At 58.3% G+C, this 18,940-nt stretch carries 23 protein-coding genes and 1 tRNA gene; 12 read left to right on the forward strand and 12 right to left on the reverse strand.

The features are described 5' to 3' along the window. The first annotated feature begins 47 nt into the window (after positions 1-47). A complete protein-coding gene (locus KT71_RS01480; protein WP_008293276.1) occupies positions 48-749 on the forward strand; it encodes a GMP synthase in 702 nt (233 codons plus the stop codon). Between the two features lie 23 nt (positions 750-772). Here the strand turns inward: KT71_RS01480 and KT71_RS01485 are convergent, their stop codons facing one another. The 3 genes from KT71_RS01485 to KT71_RS01495 are packed head-to-tail and all read right to left on the reverse strand — an operon-like array spanning position 773 to position 3,984. Continuing rightward, on the reverse strand, positions 773-1,156 hold the full coding sequence (locus tag KT71_RS01485; protein WP_008293275.1) for an STAS domain-containing protein: 384 nt from the start codon (positions 1,154-1,156) through the stop codon (positions 773-775). Positions 1,157-1,159: 3 nt separating this feature from the next. Beyond that, the gene (locus KT71_RS01490; RefSeq protein WP_023659789.1) at positions 1,160-3,535 is read right to left on the reverse strand and encodes a SpoIIE family protein phosphatase; all 2,376 of its coding nucleotides are present in this window, start codon (positions 3,533-3,535) and stop codon (positions 1,160-1,162) included. An 8-nt stretch (positions 3,536-3,543) separates the two neighbouring features. Then, positions 3,544-3,984: a VOC family protein gene (locus tag KT71_RS01495; protein WP_008293273.1), complete on the reverse strand. Its 441-nt coding sequence runs from the start codon at positions 3,982-3,984 to the stop codon at positions 3,544-3,546. 167 nt (positions 3,985-4,151) lie between these two features. Here KT71_RS01495 and rdgC point away from each other — a divergent pair, with 167 nt between their 5' ends. The 3 genes from rdgC to selD are packed head-to-tail and all read left to right on the forward strand — an operon-like array spanning position 4,152 to position 8,380. After that, complete coding sequence (gene rdgC / locus KT71_RS01500) at positions 4,152-5,060, forward strand: recombination-associated protein RdgC (RefSeq protein ID WP_008293272.1); 909 nt, start codon at positions 4,152-4,154, stop codon at positions 5,058-5,060. Between the two features lie 3 nt (positions 5,061-5,063). Beyond that, positions 5,064-6,155: a tRNA 2-selenouridine(34) synthase MnmH gene (gene mnmH / locus KT71_RS01505; RefSeq protein WP_008293271.1), complete on the forward strand. Its 1,092-nt coding sequence runs from the start codon at positions 5,064-5,066 to the stop codon at positions 6,153-6,155. Beyond that, positions 6,149-8,380, forward strand: a complete 2,232-nt coding sequence (selD, locus tag KT71_RS01510; RefSeq protein ID WP_008293270.1) for a selenide, water dikinase SelD — start codon at positions 6,149-6,151, stop codon at positions 8,378-8,380. The genes mnmH and selD overlap by 7 nt, the downstream gene beginning before the upstream one ends. Here the strand turns inward: selD and KT71_RS01515 are convergent. The 4 genes from KT71_RS01515 to KT71_RS01530 all read right to left on the reverse strand — a co-directional run bounded on the left by KT71_RS01515 (position 8,373) and on the right by KT71_RS01530 (position 11,461). Then, positions 8,373-9,197 carry a LytR/AlgR family response regulator transcription factor gene (locus KT71_RS01515; protein ID WP_008293269.1) on the reverse strand — a complete coding sequence of 275 codons (825 nt, stop codon included), beginning with the start codon at positions 9,195-9,197 and terminating at the stop codon, positions 8,373-8,375. The two genes, selD and KT71_RS01515, sit on opposite strands and share 8 nt — an antisense overlap. Before the next feature lie 66 nt (positions 9,198-9,263). Continuing rightward, positions 9,264-10,352, reverse strand: coding sequence for a sensor histidine kinase (locus KT71_RS01520; RefSeq protein WP_040362609.1), 1,089 nt, complete (start codon positions 10,350-10,352; stop codon positions 9,264-9,266). 228 nt (positions 10,353-10,580) lie between these two features. Beyond that, positions 10,581-11,204: a DNA starvation/stationary phase protection protein Dps gene (dps, locus tag KT71_RS01525; protein ID WP_333782700.1), complete on the reverse strand. Its 624-nt coding sequence runs from the start codon at positions 11,202-11,204 to the stop codon at positions 10,581-10,583. Then, complete coding sequence (locus tag KT71_RS01530; protein ID WP_152025157.1) at positions 11,174-11,461, reverse strand: hypothetical protein; 288 nt, start codon at positions 11,459-11,461, stop codon at positions 11,174-11,176. Before KT71_RS01530 ends, dps begins: the two co-directional genes overlap by 31 nt. Before the next feature lie 174 nt (positions 11,462-11,635). Between KT71_RS01530 and KT71_RS01535 the strand changes: the two genes are divergently transcribed. Then, positions 11,636-11,857 (forward strand): hypervirulence associated TUDOR domain-containing protein, encoded by a 222-nt coding sequence (locus KT71_RS01535; RefSeq protein WP_008293265.1) that lies wholly within the window; start codon positions 11,636-11,638, stop codon positions 11,855-11,857. Next, the gene (locus KT71_RS01540; protein WP_023659791.1) at positions 11,857-12,096 is read left to right on the forward strand and encodes a DUF1653 domain-containing protein; all 240 of its coding nucleotides are present in this window, start codon (positions 11,857-11,859) and stop codon (positions 12,094-12,096) included. The genes KT71_RS01535 and KT71_RS01540 overlap by 1 nt, the downstream gene beginning before the upstream one ends. Here the strand turns inward: KT71_RS01540 and KT71_RS01545 are convergent. Together KT71_RS01545 and KT71_RS01550 are read right to left on the reverse strand one after the other, a co-directional pair. Next, the gene (locus KT71_RS01545; protein ID WP_008293263.1) at positions 12,093-12,590 is read right to left on the reverse strand and encodes a GNAT family N-acetyltransferase; all 498 of its coding nucleotides are present in this window, start codon (positions 12,588-12,590) and stop codon (positions 12,093-12,095) included. The two genes, KT71_RS01540 and KT71_RS01545, sit on opposite strands and share 4 nt — an antisense overlap. Before the next feature lie 18 nt (positions 12,591-12,608). Then, positions 12,609-13,034 (reverse strand): ion channel, encoded by a 426-nt coding sequence (locus KT71_RS01550; RefSeq protein ID WP_008293262.1) that lies wholly within the window; start codon positions 13,032-13,034, stop codon positions 12,609-12,611. A 152-nt stretch (positions 13,035-13,186) separates the two neighbouring features. Between KT71_RS01550 and speB the strand changes: the two genes are divergently transcribed. The 6 genes from speB to KT71_RS19570 all read left to right on the forward strand — a co-directional run bounded on the left by speB (position 13,187) and on the right by KT71_RS19570 (position 17,230). After that, a complete protein-coding gene (gene speB, locus KT71_RS01555) occupies positions 13,187-14,131 on the forward strand; it encodes an agmatinase (RefSeq protein ID WP_008293261.1) in 945 nt (314 codons plus the stop codon). Beyond that, the gene (locus KT71_RS01560; protein WP_008293260.1) at positions 14,131-14,526 is read left to right on the forward strand and encodes a SpoIIAA family protein; all 396 of its coding nucleotides are present in this window, start codon (positions 14,131-14,133) and stop codon (positions 14,524-14,526) included. The genes speB and KT71_RS01560 overlap by 1 nt, the downstream gene beginning before the upstream one ends. After that, the gene (locus KT71_RS01565; RefSeq protein ID WP_008293259.1) at positions 14,526-14,837 is read left to right on the forward strand and encodes a TIGR03643 family protein; all 312 of its coding nucleotides are present in this window, start codon (positions 14,526-14,528) and stop codon (positions 14,835-14,837) included. Before KT71_RS01560 ends, KT71_RS01565 begins: the two co-directional genes overlap by 1 nt. Positions 14,838-14,976: 139 nt before the next feature. Next, a complete protein-coding gene (locus KT71_RS01570) occupies positions 14,977-15,528 on the forward strand; it encodes an NUDIX hydrolase (protein ID WP_008293258.1) in 552 nt (183 codons plus the stop codon). Between the two features lie 21 nt (positions 15,529-15,549). Next, positions 15,550-16,014 carry a hypothetical protein gene (locus tag KT71_RS01575; RefSeq protein WP_023659792.1) on the forward strand — a complete coding sequence of 155 codons (465 nt, stop codon included), beginning with the start codon at positions 15,550-15,552 and terminating at the stop codon, positions 16,012-16,014. Next, positions 15,992-17,230, forward strand: a complete 1,239-nt coding sequence (locus tag KT71_RS19570; RefSeq protein ID WP_023659793.1) for a GGDEF domain-containing protein — start codon at positions 15,992-15,994, stop codon at positions 17,228-17,230. Before KT71_RS01575 ends, KT71_RS19570 begins: the two co-directional genes overlap by 23 nt. Positions 17,231-17,301: 71 nt before the next feature. On the opposite strand, the gene KT71_RS01585 is transcribed toward KT71_RS19570, so the two are convergent. The 3 genes from KT71_RS01585 to KT71_RS01595 all read right to left on the reverse strand — a co-directional run bounded on the left by KT71_RS01585 (position 17,302) and on the right by KT71_RS01595 (position 18,805). Next, positions 17,302-17,377, reverse strand: a tRNA-Phe gene (locus KT71_RS01585). Between the two features lie 91 nt (positions 17,378-17,468). Then, positions 17,469-17,972 (reverse strand): LEA/WHy family protein, encoded by a 504-nt coding sequence (locus KT71_RS01590; RefSeq protein WP_202962378.1) that lies wholly within the window; start codon positions 17,970-17,972, stop codon positions 17,469-17,471. Then, positions 17,969-18,805, reverse strand: coding sequence for a DUF4198 domain-containing protein (locus KT71_RS01595; protein WP_008293254.1), 837 nt, complete (start codon positions 18,803-18,805; stop codon positions 17,969-17,971). Before KT71_RS01595 ends, KT71_RS01590 begins: the two co-directional genes overlap by 4 nt. Between the last annotated feature and the right edge of the window lie 135 nt (positions 18,806-18,940).

The raw sequence follows: 18,940 nt of genomic DNA on the forward strand, positions 1-18,940 counted from the left end.
CCCGGGTTCGTAGACTCGGCTCTGCGTTTTTTCTGGGGAAGCCTGCCTTGAAGCTGGGAATTTTAAAAACGGATGCCGTGCGCGAAGAGTGGGTCACGGACTTTGGTGAGTATCCGGATATGTTCGCGGCGCTGCTGGGTGCCCGGGATCCCGAAATGGAGTTCGTTACCTACGATGTGCGACTGAACGAATATCCCGAGGATATTGACGAGGTCGATGCCTACCTCATGACCGGAAGTCGTCACAGCGTTTACGACGATCTACCGTGGATAGCACCGCTCATGGATTTTGTCCGGGAGCTCGACGGCCGTCGTAAAAAGCTCGTGGGCATTTGTTTTGGCCACCAGCTGATTGCCCAGGCTCTGGGCGGTAAAACGGAAAAAGCTGAGGCCGGCTGGGGTGTGGGGATGCACTACCATCGCTTCTCCGTGCGCCCGGATTGGTTTGACGACGGCGATCTGGAGTTTCCTATTCTGGTTACTCATCAGGATCAGGTCACGGCCAATGCGCCGGGAGCAGAAGTGCTCGCAAGCAGTGATTTTTGCCCCAACGCCGTGTGCCAGATCGGGGAGCATATTCTCACCCTGCAGGGGCATCCGGAGTTTGTGAACGATTACTCCCGGGCGATCATGGAATTTCGCCGGGAAATCATCACCGAGCCCGTTTATCAATCCGGCATAGCATCCCTGGCGCAGCAGCCCGCTACGGAGCGCATGGCTCAGTGGATATTGCGTTTTTTAAAACGCTAGAAGTCCTGCCCTGAAACCCGGCTTCAGGGATTGTCGTGGTGTCGCACCTTTGCCTGCATGGCGTCGAGATACTCGTCCAACTCGGCATCATTGGAAAACACCGCCATGTCCGGGAGCGCCTGGAGAATCTGAAAAACTTTCTCGATCTGCGGCTGGCGATTGGCCACGGCGAGACTGCGCCCGGCGCTCTTGAGTTGTTTGGCCGCCTTGAAGATTACCCGCAAGCCCGCTGAGCTCACGTAATCCAGGGCCTGCATATCCAGCAGCACCATCTGCCAGTCTTCGGCAATGGCATCGTTCAGCGTTGCCTCAAAACCGGGTGCCGTGTCGGTGTTGAGGCCGCCGATCATGCTCACCCGCAGGAGGGATTTGGCGGGGTCTTCATGTCGCTGGGTATCAAGGTTCATGATTCAATCTCCCGTAGGGGCCGGCGTGTCGTGTTCAGCAGGTGATGCCAGGTCTATTCGTAAGCGCAGTATATTGCGCCCCTCTTCGCGGTGATAGGACTGGCGCGAGGTCAGTTGCGTTATGAGGTGCAGCCCGAGGCCGCCGATGCTCGCGTCCTCGGTGTTCTGCCCCAGGGTTGAGCGCTGAGCGTCCGCGAGGGGGTTGTAAGCGTGTCCGGGATCGACACATTCCAGCTCTACTCTGTCCACGAAACGCTCGAGGCCGAGGCTCAGAGAGGCGTTAGCTTCCGTTTGAGCATGATCACGGATATTGCAGACCACCTCTTCCAGAACCAGCTGCATATCGTGGAGCTTGCTCTCGGGAAGTCCCTGGGCCTGCCATTGCTCCTCCAGCCAGCGCGCTGCCTCCCCCGGCAAACTGTCATCGATGCCGAGACTGCTTCGCTCCGCCTGCAGGGGCGCGCGACGCTCCCCGGGTATCTCAAGGAGCATGAGCGACATGTCGTCAAACTGAGGCGCCCCGGCGACAAAGGTATCGACGGCGGCAAAGATAGCCTCACCGGCCTCATTCAGGGGCAGGTTGTCCGGCTGCGCCAGAATCTCGTAGAGGCGGTCTTCGCCCAGCAGTTCATCACGGATGTCCTGGGCCTCATCAAAGCCATCGGTGTAGATCACCAGACGGTCGTCCCTTTGAAGCTGAATGCTGTTGGCGGGAAAGCTCAGCCCTTCCTGGAGTCCGAGGGCCGGACCGCGTTCCTGCGCGATGACGTGGCTTTGCCCCTCCCGGAGGAGTACCGGTGCGGTGTGTCCGCCACTGGCAAAAAGCAGTTCAAGACTCTGAAGATCCAGCACAGCAATAAACAGCGTCAGAAACATGCAGCTCTCGTTGTCCCGGGTGAGAGCTTCGTTGAGCTGCTGAAGAGCGATGTGCGGAGGCACGGGAGCAGGCTGAACTTCCCATTGCTGGATAAGACTGATCGCCCGGGCCATAAACAGCGCTGCGGGCACCCCTTTGTCAGAAACATCGCCAATACTGATCAGTAAGTACTGACCAAGCTGCTGGAAAGCGTAGAGATCTCCGCCCACGGCCTTTGCCGGGCGAACGCGGGCCCATAAGGTCAGCGCCTCATGATGGAATTCGGCCTGACCACCCTGGGGCAGCATGGCCATCTGAATTTCCCGGGCGGCACCGAGTTCGCCATCCATACGGCTGCGCTGCACCGCGGCGGCCTCAAGATCCCGTAAGTACTGACCGAGATCCTGACGCATGCCGTCAAAGGCAGTCACCAGTTGGCTGACTTCGTCATCACCATCGGCCTCGGGAAGGGCAACGTCCAGCTCACCCCGGGCGATGGACCTGCTGGCGTCCGCAAGCTCGAGAAGCGGGGCGGTGAGCCGCCGGGCGACAATCCCGATCACCAATGCCACGAGGAGTAGCATGCCCGCCCCCACGATGAGTACCCGGACCTGATAGCTGTGCAGGGGCTGCAACAGCGATGCTTCGGAGTAGACAATACCCACGGACCAGGCAACGCCCTCCACATTGGCGATGCGCAGCTGGCAGATCTCATTGCCATCGGGGCAGCTGACGGTGGTGTGTCCGCCGCTCGCCTTTGTCCTTTGCAGCCAGCTCTGCCAGTCGCTGACGGCGTCACCGTGGAGCACCTCACTCAGGGGTGCACTTATCACCCTGCCGTCGGGCGCTCCGATGAGGGTCCCCCGGGACGTGAGCATGAAACCAAAACCCCGGTCGTCCACGCGCAGATCCTCGAGGTATTCGTAAAGATCCCTGAGTCGAATATCAATGGTAGCGACGCCTATAAATGTTTGTCCGCCGTCCGGGGTATTGCGATGCAGGGGTACAGAGAAAGTTGCGAGCTCCACCATCGCACCCGTGGACTCGAAGTAGGGTTCGACCCAGGCGGGAGCACCGGTATCCCGGATAGAGGCAAACCACGGTTCTTCCCAATAGAGGGCCGCGGCGCTCGCGAGGTCAGCGCTCATGAGCTCGCTGCCCCGGCGATAGCGATAGGGCGCGAGGCCCGAGGGCGAGGGGCTGTAAGCCGGATCCAGGGCAATGGCCGCCGCAAATACCTCGGGATTACTGTCGAGGAGACTGCGCAGCACCTTGTCCATGCGCGCCTCATCGGGCACTTCTTCCATCGCCTCTCCAAGAAAGCGAAGCGATGACTCAAGACCGCGGGTAAGTTCCTGAATGCGCAGCACCGCAGCAGCTATGGAGTTCCTGGCGTTTGCTTCAAGGCCCGCGGCAATCTGCGCCCGGGATATTCGATAGTCGATAAACAGACCCGTCGCAATCACGACGGCGGCCACCAGAGCTACGGGAATAACCAGCCGCGCCGTGAATGAGCGGCCCACGATCGTGGCTACCAACTACCGGTGTTGGCCATGGAGACCCAGGGCTCCTGCGGCGCCAGGGATTCTCCTGCCTGGAGTAGCTCGATGGAAATCCCATCGGGAGAGCGGACAAAAGCCATATGGCCGTCCCGGGGCGGGCGATTGATCGTGACGCCGGCATCCATCAGCCGCTGACAGGTCGCGTAAATGTCGTCTACCCGATAGGCGAGATGGCCAAAATTACGTCCGCCGTCGTATTCCTCGGGGTCCCAGTTGTGGGTGATTTCTACCTTGGGGGCACGTTTCTCTCCACCCTGTTCTATATCGCCGGGGGCGGCGAGAAAAACCAGGGTAAAACGCCCCTCTTCGCTGTCGTAGCGACTGGTCTCCACAAGTCCCAGCGTGTCGCAGTAAAAGGCCAGGGTTTCTTTTAAATCCCGGGCGCGAACCATGGTGTGCAGGTACTGCATGCTGATCATCCGTTTAAGAGCGAGCTAGTGATACTAGGCAGCTCCCCGCCCGGCGGCAAGTCTCCCGGCCGCGTGCCTTCCCGGCGGCGGTTTCGGACAGACCCGGCGATGGTATTGCCGCTTTGCTTGTGTAGAATGTGCCGCCCTTTTGCCGGATATTCGTATTTATGTGGTTCAAAAATCTGCGGGCCTACCGCATGACTCGCGGTCTTGAGTTCTCTGCGGAGCAGTTGGAGGACAAGCTTGCAGGTCGCGGGTTCAAACCCTGCACGCCGGCGCAGCCCCTTTCCGTAGGCTGGGTACCGGCCCTGGGGGAAGGTGCCGAGATGCTGGTCCATGCCGCGGACGGCCGCATGATGCTATGCCTTCGCCGTGAAGAAAAAATTCTGCCGCCCTCGGTGGTGCGGGACCTGGTAAAAGAGCGGGTCGAAGCCATCGAAGCGCAACAGGGCCGCAAGGTCTATCGCAAGGAAAAACTCTCTCTCAAGGACGAGGTTACCCAGGACTGCATGCCCCGGGCTTTCAGCCGCCATGCGGAGCTGCGTCTGATTATCGATCCCCAGGCGCGCTGGGTATTGGTGGACTCCGCCAGCGCTTCCCGGGCCGAAGAGGCGCTTAATCTCTTGCGGGAGTGTGTGGGCAGCTTTCCGGTGCTGTTGCCCCAGACTGCGCATGCGCCCGCGGCGGCGATGACCAGCTGGCTGGCTAACTCCAGCCTCCCGGAAGATCTTCAGGCCCGGGAGGAATGTGAGCTTCGTGATATGGGGGAGCAGGCGGCGGTGATACGCTGCAAGGGTCTGGATCTGTACAGCGACGAGGTGCGGCAGCATCTCCAGGGCACGACCCAGGTAGTGCGCCTTGCCCTGGGTTGGCAGGAGCAGCTGCAGTTTGTCCTTGGCGACGATCTCTGTCTGCGCCGGATCAAGTTTTCTGACGCCCTTGTCAAAGAGAATGATGAATTGATGGACGAGGATCGCCTGGCGAGGTTGGACGCGGATTTTGCCCTCATGGCACCCACGCTGACGACTATCCAGGATCGTCTTATCAGCCTCTTTGGCGGGGAAGACAACGCCTAGGCCATGACAGCGCGGGTCGACACATCGGATTACGCCCGCCTCTTTCTCGCAGACAGCCCTCTGCTTGATACCCGTGCACCCGTGGAGTTCGCCGCCGGTGCTTTTCCTATGGCACAGAGCCTCCCCCTCATGAGTGATGAGGAGCGCGCAGCCGTGGGGACCTGCTACAAGCAACAGGGACAGGAAGCGGCCATTGCTCTGGGGCATCAGCTGGTGGCGGGTGAAGTCCGCGAAGAGCGGATGCGACGCTGGAAGCAGTTTGCCGAGGATCACCCCGAGGGTTATCTCTACTGCTTTCGCGGAGGGCTGCGCTCGCAGTTGGTGCAGGAGTGGCTCAAAGAAGCCGGCGTGGACTATCCGCGCATCAGCGGCGGCTACAAAGCCATGCGTCGCTTTCTCATCGACAGTCTTGATGCGCTGTCCAAAGAGGTGGAGATCATCCTCGTAGGCGGCGCCACGGGCACCGGCAAAACCCGTTTGATTCAGGAGCTGACCCGCGCCATCGATCTGGAAGGACTCGCCAATCATCGCGGCTCTGCCTTTGGTCGCCTCATCGACGAGCAGCCGACGCAGATCAACTTCGAAAACGCGCTCTCCATTGCTCTGTTGAAGCTTTCCCAGAGTGAAGGTCCGGTGATCCTTGAAGACGAGGGACAGCTTATTGGACGCTTATCGCTGCCGGCGTCGTTAAAAGCCCGTATGAGCCAGGCCCCTCTCGTGGTTCTGGAGTACGGTCTGGAAGACCGCGTACAGGTGGTTTTAGAGGACTACATTCTGGACCTGGGAGCGCGCTACCAGCGAGCCTACGGTGACGCCGGCGCTGCCATGCACCGTGACCGGCTCCTCGGGGATCTTGAGCGAACGCGCAAGCGCCTGGGCGGTGCCCGCTATCAGGATATTGCCGCACTCATGCGCGCTGCGTTTGAACGTCAGGAGCAATCCGGTGATGCCGAAAGCCATCGAGACTGGATACGTCCCATGCTCAAGGACTATTACGATCCCATGTACCGCTATCAGCTCTCCAAACGGGAGGGACAGCGACTCTGTAGTGGTGATCGGGCCTTTGTCAGAGAGTTTTTGAACGCCCGATGTTGAACCCTATTTCACCAACGCGGGATCTGGTGCTGGTGGGCGGTGGTCACAGTCACGTGCTGGTCATGAAGAAGCTCGCAATGTCTGCGCTTTCAGACCTGCGCGTGACGCTGATTTCTCCCGCGGCGTTTACGCCCTACTCCGGCATGCTCCCGGGCCTGTTGGCCGGCCATTATAGTTTTGAAGAAACGCATATTGACCTCATGCGCTTCTGCCAATGGGCGGGAATCCGCTTTCTGGTGGACACGGTGGAGTCCCTCGACCCCGATGCGCGCACGCTGCACTGCCGCTCCCGGGGCGTGGTGAGCTACGATCTACTGTCGATTGATATTGGATCGAGCCCCGAACTGGATTCGGTGCCGGGAGCGCGGGAATTTGCCATCCCCGTAAAACCCGTGGCGGAACTCTGGAATCGATGGGAGTCCCTGTCGCGGCAGGACAATCTGGCCGGTCGTCGGATTGCTATTGTCGGGGGTGGTGCCGGGAGCGTGGAAATCGCCCTGGCCATCGCTCATCACCTCGGGAGGCAGCAGCCGGATCTGGCGCTGTACTGCGGGTCCGAAGAGGTCCTGCCGGGCTACAGCAAAGGCGCGCGTAAGCGTGTTGTAGAGCAGCTGAACAAGCTCGGGGTCGTCCTCCATTGCAGCCATCGGGTTCGTCGTGTCACGGAATCCCAGCTGCAGTTTGAGTCTCCTGACAGTTCGGACTCCGACAACGCTAACTTTGATAACGCGAACTTTGACAACGCAGATTACGAGAGCCTCATCTGGTGTACCGGTGCGGCGGCAGCGCCGTGGATTAAGGAAAGCGGACTGCCCGTAGATGAGCGGGGCTTCATGCAAGTGGAGGATACGCTTCAAAGCACCGGTTATGAGAATGTATTCGGCGCCGGTGATATCGCGACCCAGTATCGGCATCCCCGTCCCAAGGCGGGTGTGTATGCCGTGCGCCAGGGGCCCGTGCTTGCAGAAAATCTCCTGGCTTATCACGCCGGGGAAAGCCTTCGCGAGCACAAACCCCAGTCTGAGTTCTTATCCATGTTGGCCCTGGGGCCTCAGCGCGCCGTCGCCCAGCGCAACGGGCTTAGCGTCAGCGGCGCCTGGGTTTGGCGTTGGAAAGACCGCATCGATCGAGAGTTTATGGCGCGTTTCAGGGACCTTGCCCCGCGGCAGATGGACAGCGCAAAGCCGCGTACTGCTTCTGACGATAAAACCCAGGCGCCCTGCGGCGGTTGCGGAGCCAAGGTGTCCGGCGATGCCCTGCATGCGGTTCTTGCAGAGTTGCGGGCGATGTACCCAGAGCTGCTGCCGGCGGCGGGCTGCCTCGACGACGCGATGCCGGTGCGCAGTGATGGGCCCTTGCTTCAGTCCCTTGATGCGCTCCGGGGGCTTGTCGATGATCCCTGGCGCATGGGCCGCATCGCGGCGCAGCACGCGCTATCAGATCTTTATGCCGTGGGAGCAAAACCCCATTCAGCCCAGGCCCTCGTGACCCTGCCCTTCGCGGCGCCGGCGCTTCTTCGTCGGGATTTATTGATGGTGTTGCAGGGTGCGCTATCGGTATTTGATGAGGTCGGGTGCACACTCGATGGCGGGCACAGCATGCAGGGGCCGGAGTTGCAGCTGGGTTTTGCCGTCAATGGTGTCCTGGCAGCGGGCGATGCTCCCTTGCCCAAGCGGGGTGCTCAGCCCGGCGATACTCTGCTTCTGAGCAAAACCCTGGGTAGTGGGGCGTTGTTTGCTGCCCATATGCAGGGTCTGGCGGACGGTCGCCATGTGGATGATGCCCTCCACGCCTTGGAGCAAGGTAACGGTGCGGCCGCAAAAATTGCCCGGGATTACCAGGCCAGGGCCGTAACCGATGTGACGGGCTTTGGTCTGGCAGGGCATTTGCTGGAAATGCTCGGCGACACCCTCGCTGCAGACATCGAGCTTGGGAAGCTGAAGATCACGGACGGCGCTCTGGATGCCATGACAGCGGGTGTGTTTAGCACCCTGCATGAGCCCAATCGTCAGGCCATTGTGGCCCGCTGGGCGCCGCCGGAGGATCTGCCTTTATTGGCGGAGCTACTCTTTGATCCGCAAACCAGCGGGGGTTTGCTCATGGCTATGCCGCCGGAAAAGGCTGCCCAGGCTTGCGAGGCTCTCCATGCTCAGGCCGTTGAGGCTGAGCTCATCGGCACGCTGAGATCGGCGGGGCCCGGTGTTCCGGCACTACGTATCAGCTGACCAGAAACTCCCGGATACGGTCCTTGTAACTGCGGCTGACTTTTAACTGGGTCCCGCCTTCAAGATTCAGCAGGTACTCGCCATTCGTGAGGGTCTGAGCGCCCGTGACGCAGCGGTTGTTGACGATGGTGGAACGGTGAACCCGCAAGAACAGCGCGGGATTGAGCATAGCTTCGAGCTGTTTCATGGTGATGCGCATGATGTGAGTTTTGCCCGTGGCGTGGATACACATGTAATCACCGGCGGCGTCGACCCACTCTATATCGGCGACGCGGATAAACTGAATATCATTGCCGTCCTTGACGGTGATTTTCTCGGGCCAGCTATCCTGGCTGCTGGCTCCTTCGGTGGAGACTCCTTCGGCCATGGCTTCGATGCCGGCGGCGCTCTCTCCCGTTACGCTCATGAGCAGTTTGATGAGCTTCTCTTTGCCCGACGTGCTGTTCTCCTGATCACGGTGTGCTACCGCCCGCTGCACCGCCTCGTGGAGTCGGTCGTCTTCAATAGGCTTGAGCACATAATCGATGGCGTGGACCTTGAAGGCATCCACGGCGTATTCGTTATAGGCGGTCACAAAAATCACCATGGGCATATCGTCGCCCTGGAGATTCTCCACGACCTCAAAGCCATCCATACCGGGCATCTGAATATCCAGAAAGAGGAGGTCAGGGCTGTGCTGGGCTACTGCCAGGAGGGCCTCCTGTCCGTTACCGCACTCGGCAATGACATCCACTTCCGGTAGCTGCTGCAGACGCATGGACAGTCCCCGGCGCGCGAGGTGCTCATCGTCAACAATGATCGCGGATAAACTTGTCATAGGTCCTCTCTCAACATTTTTTAGTCACTCTTCCTGCAGCTCTTCCAGCAACTCTCACTGCCAATCTCAGTCAGCATAGCTGACGGGAATAAAGATGGTGATGGTAAGTCCGTGGGGCTCCGTGGAGCTAAGACGAAAGCTCTGCTTATCGCCATAGATCTGTGTAAGTCGTTCCCGGGTATTGGCCAATCCCACGCCGCCACCTTTGGGCAACCTGCCCTGGCGCAGATCCAGGCCGGGGCCGTCGTCGGCAACGACGAGCTGCAGGCAACCGTCTTCAACCGTTGCAGAGACGGCGATGGAGCCGCCGTTAATTGACCGCGAAACCGCGTACTTGATCGAGTTCTCGACGAGGGGCTGTAAAAGCAGCGATGGCATCAGCGCTTTTTCTGCGGCCTCGCTGATGGCGAAGTGCAGGGTGAGACGCTCACCGAAGCGAACCTCTTCAATATCGAGATAAAGCTTTAGAGACTCTACTTCCTCCGCGACGCTGATCTGCTGCATGGGATCGTTGTCCAGGGAGTAGCGCAAAAATCGCGACAGCTTCATGACCATGCCGTTGGCAAGTTCAGTGTCTTTATCCAGAATCAGCGTGGAGATGGCGTTGAGGGTATTGAATAAAAAATGCGGGTTGAGCTGATACCTGAGCATTTTCAGCTGTGCTTCCTGAGCCATGGAGATGGCCTTTAGATAGCGTTGTTTTTCTTCCTGGCTGAGGAGGTAGTACTTGATGCCGAAGTACAGCGCACTCCACACGAGCATCACCCAGACACCCGAAATGGAGTTGCTGAAATACATGGCGAGTCCGTCACCGCCCCGTTGCTCAAACTTATCCAGTTCCTGGGGGTACAGGTTGTAAAACAGTACCGAGCGGCACAATACCCATACGACGCCTGCGCAGTAGGAAGCGCCAAGAATGGCGAAAGCGCGGGTTCCTAGATTGCGTTCCCAGGTGGAGCGGTAAATCCAACGAAGGGCGAGGGTTATTACCATGCCCATGGCAGCGATGATGGGCAGATAAAGAAGGTAATTGTCCGGGGGTTCGCCCCAAACCAGGATGCCCAGATAAAAGGTGGCCGCCCAGCTGCTCCAGCCCCCCAATTGCAGAAGCCAGAACAGCCGTTGTTTATCTTCAATGACGCGGTCCAATGGCATGGCGACCATTATAGGTAGTGTTGAAACCGCGGGAACCCACGATGGACAACGTTTACCGCAGGAATGTGCCAGTTCAACGCAAGTTACGCGCTGGTTAAGCACCAGAGAGGATAAAAGGCCTGGCTGTTGCAGCAGTTGGGTAGCACTCTGGCGAGAGCCCAGGCACAAAAAAGGGGTGGCACAAGGGCCACCCCTCCAAAGCGCTAACGATTACTCACTCTCTACTAATTACTGGTTCGCCGCTTTTTTGGCTGCTTCTTCTTCCGTCGATGCGCCTACCGTGGCCAATTTGCCATCGGAGGACTCGAGGTGCGCCCTCACAAACCACTGGAATAACTCCAGATCGGCGAGTTGCGCGATGAGCATGTCCTCGGACACCGGATCGACCTTCGCCGCCTTGGCGATGGCATCGCGATGGCCCTCATTGACGCCTGAATAGACCAGGTCGAGGGCGCCGAGATGCTCCGTTACGAGGCCTTTACCGATGGAGTAATCCGACCAGTTCCTTCGCTCGGCGATTGACCCCGGCGTCCCTACGGGCACGCCCCCCAGGGTGGCTATTCGCTCCGCAAGGTTGTCGACCATGCCGTTCACGGCCTCCACCTGGGGGTCCAACATTTCATGAACACCAATGAAATTGGGTCCCACAACGTTCCAGTGGATGTGCTTCAACGTCAAAGCCAGATCAATGAGGGCTACCATGCGACCGTCTAATGCCTGGACTGCTGCGTCCGCTTCTTTCTCGTTCAAACCGGGAACGGTAAATTTGGCATTGGTACTCATATTTTTGCTCCTCTTGCTACGTGTTCGTCGGATGCTGGCTACGTAGACCGTTTTAAGGCTGCGGGCCAGCGATGAGTCAGCGTTGTTTCCGCCAGCTCATGTTTCGATGTTGCTACGGGGTTGGCTTCGAGGGCAGATGACTTGATTTCTGTTGCTGGATTCTCTATGGCCCATTGCTTTAAAAAAGGAGTGAGGATGTTAAAAATGGGCATAAAATCGATAAAAGAGCGCAAAATATGGGCAAAAATCCAAAAAAAATGCATTTTTTGAGAGAGCCTTGCCCAGGCAAAAATAAAAACTCCGGCAAGCAGACAAAACATAGACAAGGGGCGGGAGGCCGTCGTTCAGGACTCTCCCTCGGATTTTTTGTCGCTGTTCAAACCCTGTTTTGGATGTGTTCTTTAAGGCGAACTGCATGAATCGTGGATGAATGCCACGTGCGGCCATGAGCCAAAGAAATTACTATTAATCAGCCTTTTAGCCTGAGAGAGAGCAGCACAGTGAAGGACTTCTCGACAAACACCGAGGTACGTTGGAACTGGGGTGAAGGTCATGCCACGGGCTATATCCGGGAAAAGTTCACGGACCGCGTCGTGAGAGATATCGATGGCACGGAAGTGGTGCGGGATGCTGATGAGGAGAATCCCGCTTACCTTGTAGAACAGGACGATGGGCAGGAGGTCCTGAAGTCTGCCAGTGAGCTAGAAAAGGCAGAGACGTAATGGAAGCTCCCGCTCCAGGGCTATACCGTCACTATAAGGGCGGCGAATACGACGTTCTGGGATCGGTGTTGCACTCAGAGACCGAAGAGCGGTTGGTGCTGTATCGGCCACGCTATGGTGAGCGGGAGCTTTGGGTGAGACCTGTAGCGATGTTCCGGGAGGATGTCATGGTCGATGGTGAGCCCCGTCCACGCTTTGCATGGATCGGGCCCCCGGATACCGATGCGGGCGATGCTTAGGCATCGCTGTCGACAAAGGCCTCCATGGCTGCGCGGTCCATACGATAACCCACCCATTCGCTGAGGGGTTTAGCGCCACAGGCTTCATAAAATTCAATGGCCGGGGTGTTCCAGCGCAGCACGTTCCACTCGTAGCGACCACAGTCCTTATCCAGAGCAATCTGCGCGAGGCTTTTTAAGAGAAGCTTCCCCGCTCCCAGCCCCCGCGCCTCGGGTGTGACGTAAAGATCCTCGAGATACAGGCCATGCTGACCGAGCCAGGTTGAGTAGTTAAAAAAGTAAATCGCAAAACCGATGGGCTCGACGGGGGTGGCGCCGTCCTGCCGCTCACAAATCAGCCCGAAGGCTTTGGGTGCGCCACAGAACAGCGTGTTCTGAATATGCGCTTCCGTGGCTAAAACCGCGTCAGGCTCCCGCTCATAGACGGCCAGTTCGGTAATAAATTTAAGAATTATGCCGCTGTCGTCGGTTGTGATCTTTCGGATGTTTAACACCTGGCCCTATTCTCCCTGTTAATCCCGGTCCCAGTAGCGAGTCATTTCCAGATACAGAAACGATGCCGTCCAGGTGATCAGTACAAATCCCGTCAGTGATTCCAATCCCACGAGAAAGCGCAGATTGCCCGAAGGGGTGATATCGCCAAGACCGAGGGTGGTGAAGGCGGTAAAAGAAAAGTACACGCTGCTGTGCAGGGAGCCGTCGTAATCGCCCAGTAACTCCCCCCAGAGTTCGGATTTGTCCATAAAGTAATAGGCCAGGGCAAAAAGCCATACCTCGATCGCATGCGCGGTGAGTGACGCGAATACGCCCAGCAAGATCCTAAAGCGGTGTCGAATACGCAGCCGCGGCATGATCATAGTGAACTGATAGAGAAACTCGTAGTGGATTACCACGGCGATGGCGATCACAGCGCCGTTAAGAAGGTAAATCTTAAGCATTGGGCACCCATTGCATTTACGTCCACGCATTCTACGCCGAGGAAAAAGACAGCGAAACGCGTTGATGGTAACCGCAGGCTCGATGCTCCCTTTGTTGCCGCGACAGCGCTATGCTTTGAGCTCCTGACAAAAAATCCTTTGGAGAGCACGCAGTGGAATTCAGCTCAGATTTGGCCTTTACCCGGGAAAATGATCGCGGCACTGTAGTTGAGCCTTCCTACGGCGGCGCCACAAGTTTTATGCGCCGACGCTACACCCGGAATCTTGAGAACATCGATGTGGCGGTAGTAGGCATTCCCTATGATCTTGCCACTACCAATCGCTCGGGCACGCGCCTGGGGCCGCGGGCGATTCGCAGTATCTCCAGCAATCTTTCCTGGGAGACCGCCGTCAACGGTTGGGGCTACGATCCTTTCGAGCGCATCTCTGTCGTGGATTATGGCGACTTTGGCTTTGATCCCGGGTTGCCCGCCGACATCCCTGCGGTACTGGAATCCCAGGCTCGGGAAATACTCAAGAGTGATACCGCCATACTGGCCCTGGGTGGTGACCACTTCATTACCTATCCATTGCTCAAGGCTTGCGCCGAGAAACACGGCCCCCTGTCACTTATCCACTTTGATGCGCATTCGGACACCTGGGAAGACGAGGTGGGTCGTATCGATCATGGCACCATGTTCTGGCACGCTGCCCAGGATGGCACCGTGGATCCCGGGCGTTCCATCCAGCTCGGCATGCGCACCCATAATCCCGATACTCATGGTTACAACGTCTATGACGCCGACTGGGTGCACGACCATAGCGCCGCCGAGGCGATCGCAAAAATTCATGAAACCGTGGGCGACAATCCCTGCTACCTGACCTTTGATATCGATTGCCTCGACCCTTCCTTTGCGCCGGGGACGGGCACGCCGGTGGTGGGGGGACTATCCACGCAACAGGCGCTGCGTATCCTCCGCGGCCTAGGCGGTCTGAACATCGTGGGGATGGATCTGGTGGAGGTGGCTCCCGCGTATGACGTGTCAGAGGTGACGGCGCTGGCAGGGGCGACCCTGGCGCTGAACATGCTGTGTATTTATTCCGAGAGGAGCGCCTGATGCTGGAGATGATCGAGTTTGATGTCGCCGATGCCGTGGCCTGGAAAATTTCCGGCAAGGTGACCGAAGAGGATATGCAGCGGGCCCTGGATGCGCTGCGGGAAAAACTAAATGCTCATGCCAAGGTGTCTGTTTACCAGGAAATCGAGAGCTTTGGCGGTGTCGAGCTCGACGCGGTCATGGAGAAAATGCAGTTTCTATCGGAGTTCGGCCTAAACATGTTTGCAAGAATTGCAGTGGTCACGGACAAGCGATGGGTGCAGCGCGTTCTCAGCTGGGAGGACAGGGTGTTTCGCAATATAGACATGCGTGCGTTTTCTGTTGAGGAACGGGAGCGGGCATTTAATTTTCTGGCCTACGGCGATGATCCCGGCTCCTCGCCCGCGACAGCCTGATGTCACGCTCCGGCGACCGGCCCTACACCAGGACCCGCAAGCCCGAGCCCCCGGCGGATTCCAGTGACTGGGTAATCTGGGCGGCCTGGGCCGATCGCGTCAGCTTCGACGAAATCCGCGAGCGAACGGGGCTTGATGAACAGGCGGTGATCCGCATCATGCGCAGAGAACTGAAGCCCTCCAGTTTTCGGCGCTGGCGTAAGCGTGCCAGTGGCCAGGTCACCAAGCACCGCCAACGTTTTATGGAAGACCGAAGCGTCTCCTCCCCCAACAAGCGGCGATTTGATGAGTTTCTGGCAGACGAGTCCTAGGTTGTAAAAAGCCAAAGGACTGGTAGCCGATAATCGATAGCAGATAGCACCGTAAGGATTTCCCCTGGATATATTTACCCACAGCGCGCGCCTGAAGCCCTATCTCGAGAAGCATCTTCGCAGTTTTGAGCAGAGGCCTATGGCCTTGGAGCGACGGCGTGCTGCGGCGGTCACATTGACCGTGTGTCAGGATGAGGGTCGCAGCGCTGTCGTGGTGACCAGGCGTAGTGCTTCCCTGCGGGCCCATTCCCGGCAGTGGGCTCTCCCCGGTGGGCGTCGCGATCAGGGGGAATCTGCTATCGAAGGAGCGCTACGGGAATTGCAGGAGGAGGTGGGTCTGTCCGCCGCTCCCCCGGACGTCCTTGGCACCCTGGATGATTACGCGACGCGATCCGGTTACGTCATCACCCCCGTCGTAGTGTGGACCGACAGGGACTGGCGGGAGCTCACACCGAATCCCGATGAGGTGGAGCTTGTGAAGCCTTTTTCTTTTAAAGAGTTGGCCCGGCAAGACTCTCCCAATCTTCAGAGCATTAAAGAAAGCGATGGTCAGGTGCTGTCGATGAACTTTCACGACGACCGCATCTATGCGCCCACGGGAGCCATGCTCTATCAGTTCCGGGAAGTCGCTATGTTCGGTCGCCATACCCGCGTCGCGCATTTTGATCAGCCTCTGTTTGCCTGGCGCTAGGCGTTTCGCCGCGGATTTGGAATGAAGCGTCTGTCGTCTATCGCTGCCGTACTACTGGTTGTCGGGTATTTTGGCTTCGAGGTTTCAAACCTTTATCGACTCCAATACCGGATGGAACCTCTTTATATTTTTGATCAGTTTGCCTCGGCGCATTCGGCGATTGCCGTGTGTGGCTCCTCCGATGCAGAAGAGCGGCGCCGTTTCACTCACAACTTTGATTACGTGCGCTCCCGCGCGGTTGACCATCTCCTGACCCCTTCGGCCGAAGCCGCACCGCAGACCTCAGAAAGCAAAGCTTCGCTTGCGCCCCTCACTGTCGCCCAGGCGGAGGCAGATATTCAGGACCGTCTTGAGCGTCGCAGGGATGAAGTAGAAGCCTTAGTCGAAGATCAGGGCTGCGGCGGTCCGGATCTCCGTCGCCTGGTTAAATTCCACGAAATCCGTGCCCGACTGAATCTCGCGAATGCCCCCGTTAAGCCCGGCTAACTGGCGCTCGAAGGTCGCGCGAGATCACCGTCCAAGCTATATTGCTTCCACTGCGAAAACTAACGAGAGCACGCTCATTTCTTCGGACCCCGACCCCATCTCGATCAGCCCCGAGCGCATGGCGGCAGCGTATCGAGACGATGCCCGACGCATTGTCGGCATCGCCGTGCCATTTTTTACCGGGGGTTTTTTGCTCGAAGCGGCCAGCCACGCGGGCGATGCGGATACCCGTATGTTTCTTCAGCCACTGCTTTCAGCGGTGGTTTGTGTCATCGCCCTGGTTTTCAGTCGCCGCTATCTGACGCGGATTCGTTTTCCCGAGCTTATCCTTCTGGTGCTTTGGTGGTTGGTGCTCTGGTCCCTTTATCTTCATGAGCTTTCTTTCGATGAGCCTGTGCAGGCGCCCACCCTGGTTATGCTTGCGGTCACCACCGTGGGCAGCGCCATGCTCATCATGCCAACGGTCGCAGCCGTATTAGCGATCGGAACAACAGCATCCCTGTATGTGTATGGGCAGATTTCGCTTCTGGGGCTAGAGGGACTGTCTTCCCTGGTTACCCCTGTAATCGTGGTTATGGTGGTGCTGCTTATCTACCGTTCCCGGCGCAGTTCCATTCGTAACGTGGAAGAGCTCCGCGAGCGGGTGGCGCGGGATCAGCGCGAACTGGAGGTGGTGAATCAGCAGTTACTGAGTCTATCGATCACGGACCCCTTGACGGGTGCACTGAACCGGCGAGGTTTTAATGACCGGCTCAAGGCTGAGCTCGCGGGTGCCGCCCGCACGGGAACTCCCCTCTCCGTGCTGATGCTGGATGTGGACCATTTCAAGCATTACAACGATGCCTTTGGCCACCCCGCCGGGGATGTGGCCCTGCGCAAAACCTCGGAAGCCCTGAGAGCCTGTTGCCGCGACAATGACTCCGTGTCCCGCTATGGCGGTGAAGAGTTTGCCTTAATCCTCCCGGCAACGGACGCAGAGGGCGCCGGGATAATGGCGGAGCGGGTGCGACAGGCTGTGGCAAAGCTGGAAGGACTGAAACAAGAGATCACCGTTAGCGTGGGCGCGGCCAGCGCGCCAGCGGCGGTGCTTACGGATCTTGCAATGGTGGCTACGACGCTCGTGGCGTTTGCAGACAGCGCTCTCTACCGCGCCAAGGAAGGCGGTCGGGACCGGGCAGAAATCAACGTCCTGACGGAAATGCCGGCGGAGAGTTAAATTCTAAAATTTGAGTGCTTTGTATCGAGTGCTTTGTATCGAATGCTTTGTGTTGAGTGCGATAAAAGAAATGGTGCCCGGAGACAGAATCGAACTGCCGACACGGGGATTTTCAATCCCCTGCTCTACCGACTGAGCTATCCGGGCACATATTCCTACAGCCTTTGCGTCATTTTGAGTCTGCTGACCGCATCCTCAACGCAAGGGCCGCGTATTAAACCTATCGGTCCGCTTACAGTCAAGGGCGTCCGCTTAAATCTATGCTGCCCTCGCGACTGATGCGAATGGCGCGGCTCAGCCCCGATAGGGACAACTTGGCATTCAGCTTGTACGGGAGCGCGCCGTCCGTGGGGTTTGCCATAAGATCCCGAAGCAGTGTCAAAGACCCGAGCATGCCTGCGGCAACCTCAAGCTCCGCAACGCTTTCACTGTAGGCGCCCACGTTAATCCCCTCGTTACTCACTCCCGAGAGAATCTTTGCGTCGCGAATAAACACATCGTAGGCAACACCGCTTATGGCCAGGGGGACCGGGTTGGGATTGAGCACCCTAAGTTTCACCAGGAAACGCGCCTCCAGTCCCTGGCTGGGGAGGGGTTCCAGGGCAAGGAGCTCTATCTCGGGGTCGTCGAAATCCAGGGCCCCTCCTATGCTGGCACAGCCAGCCAGTAGCATTAGAACAAGCGCCGCCAGCCCCTGGCGCCATACCATGGATCCGCGCCCTTTTGTCAAAGTTGCGCTCATGAGTCCTCGTCGACCATGACTGTGAGGGTGACGAAGTCGCTCTCCCAGTTAAAGCCCTCGCCCATCTGCGGACGGAGATGGGTGGCGTAGATCATGTGTGGCCCGTCGCCCGCGAACTCAAGACTCACTTGGCCATCGTCATCGGAGCGATGGAGGACGCCGGCGTCATCACCCTCCTGCCACAGGCCCACGGCCTGGTTCGTCAGGGGCTCGCGATCAAACAGTACCTGTAGCTCTAAAGTCTCGCCGGGCGCCAGGGAGGTGGGATTGTTCAGGGGGAGAATCTCAAAGCGGGAAGCGCTCTCATCAGACCAGCAGGATGACTCCTCCGTCGCTGCATCGTCCGAGGCGCTTCGTAGATAGGTTCGTGCCAGTTTCGAGTAGGACTCCTTCCAGAAGCGCGGTTCAGGCTGGGTGTTCCAGGCTTCCCACACGCTGTCGTCGGCACCAATTTCCTCAAGATAGTGAGCAACGGCCTCAGGTTTGATTTCCAGAATCCGGGGGTTAAGGGCAATCCAGGCACAGGCGGTCCCCGCACCGGGCGTCGCAATCAGTTCCAACGCACCACCGCGGGTGTCCATGGGTATGAGGAGGTCCCGCTGGCCATTTTGACTGATCACGGCCTCTCGGATGCGCGCGGCGCTGATGCCGGATCCGAGGGTCGGAAAGGCCATGCCGCTGGTCATGGACAGCGTTATCTGGGAATCTGCCTCGGGCTGAAACGTCTCCGGGAGCAGCCAGGTTTCATGGGCAGAGAGTCCCGGAGACAACAGCAGGCAGGAAACAGCCAGGCCAGTGGATAGCCTGCGAAGAGGATGGGTAAACACGTTCATCAAAAGTTCTCGTTCCTTCAGAAATTTGACAGGGATAAACCGTCGCCACAATGTCTTTTATCGACAGTCCTTTTGCAATAGGGTGTCCATCCCTTATCCAAATCTAAATTCAAATCCAGTCAAGCAGGGAGCTCC

The sequence above is a fragment of the Congregibacter litoralis KT71 genome, from assembly GCF_000153125.2.
In the GTDB taxonomy this organism is placed as follows: domain Bacteria; phylum Pseudomonadota; class Gammaproteobacteria; order Pseudomonadales; family Halieaceae; genus Congregibacter; species Congregibacter litoralis.